Annotated in this window: 1 protein-coding gene; it reads left to right on the plus strand. The window is 65.0% G+C overall.

Annotation, left to right across the window (positions count from 1 at the left end):
• The first annotated feature begins 115 nt into the window (after positions 1 to 115).
• Positions 116 to 1,306 carry an IS256 family transposase gene (locus ACTQ0H_RS09235; RefSeq protein WP_427727814.1) on the plus strand — a complete coding sequence of 397 codons (1,191 nt, stop codon included), beginning with the start codon at positions 116 to 118 and terminating at the stop codon, positions 1,304 to 1,306.
• Positions 1,307 to 1,362 lie beyond the last annotated feature (56 nt).

A 1,362-nucleotide genomic window follows, 5' to 3' on the forward strand; every position in this document is an offset into this window, starting at 1 on the left:
GGTGACGCATAATTTCTTTCGCAAATTGACAACCGCATAGCGGAACACGGCCCATACCCCGTCATATGATTTCTAGCGACTAAACAACAAATCACCGACGAAGGGGGCACGGGCCGTGTCTGCGAACATCGTATCAGTCGACGAGGAGTCGCTGCGCAACGACATAAAGAATCTGGTGAGGAAGACCGTCGAGGAGACGCTCAACGCACTGCTCGACGAGGAGGCGTCCGAGCTCGTCGGGGCCGGGCGCTACGAGAGGACGGCGGGCCGGGAGGCCTACCGCAGCGGCCACTACACGAGGAGGCTCGTCACGGGCGCCGGGGAAGTCGAGCTCAGCGTGCCGAAGCTCCGCGGGGCGACCTTCCAGACGGCCGTCATCGAGCGCTACCGCAGGCGCGAGACCTCGGTCGAGGAGGCCATCGTCGAGATGTACCTGGCGGGCGTCTCAACCAGGAGGATCGAGGACGTCTCCGAGCTCCTGTGGGGAGCGCCGGTGTCCTCCGGCACCGTCTCCAACCTCAACGAGAGGGCCTTCGCGTCCATCGAGGCCTGGCGGCAGAGGCCGCTCGATGGCGGCTACCCCTACGTCTTCGTCGACGGCATCTACCTCAAGCGCAGCTGGGGAGGGTCCTACGAGAACGTGGCCGTGCTGGTCGCCATCGGCGTCAACTCCGCCGGCGACCGGGAGGTCATCGGCTGTTCCGAGGGGTACACCGAGTCCGCGGAGTCCTGGCGCGAGTTCTTCTCCTGGCTCAAGGGGCGCGGGCTCTCCGGCGTACGGCTCGTCACCGGCGACAAGTGCGCGGGGATGCTCGGTGCGCTCGAGGAGGTGTTCCCCGGGGCCCGCTACCAGCGCTGCACGGTGCATTTCTACCGCAACGTGCTGGGAAGGGTTCCCGTGACCAGGCGGAAGGCCGCGGCGCGCATGCTGAAGGCGATCCACGCGCAGGAATCGCGCGAGGCATGCGCCAGAAAGGCCGAGGAGGTGGCGGAGGAGCTGGAATCGATGAGGCTCGGGGCGGCCGCGAGGACGGTGCGCGACGGGTTCGCCGAGACGCTTGCCTACACGGAATTCCCACCGGAGCACTGGCGCCGGATCAGGACGAACAACGGGATCGAGCGCATCAACCGCGAGATCAGGAGGAGGACGAGGGTCGTCGGGACCTTCCCGGACGGCAATTCGGCTCTGATGTTGGTGACGGCGAGGCTGAAGTACATAGTGGAGCACGAGTGGGGCAAGAGGAGGTATCTGGACATGTCGAAGCTGGAGGAGATGGACGAGCTGAGGGGAAAGGCGGAGGGCTAGAAGAGGACGGGGCGGGAGACGACTAAATCAATTTGCGAAAGAATCTTGACGGTACC

The organism is Collinsella sp. LCP21S3_A3 (assembly GCF_052118905.1).
Taxonomy (GTDB): Bacteria; Actinomycetota; Coriobacteriia; order Coriobacteriales; family Coriobacteriaceae; genus Collinsella.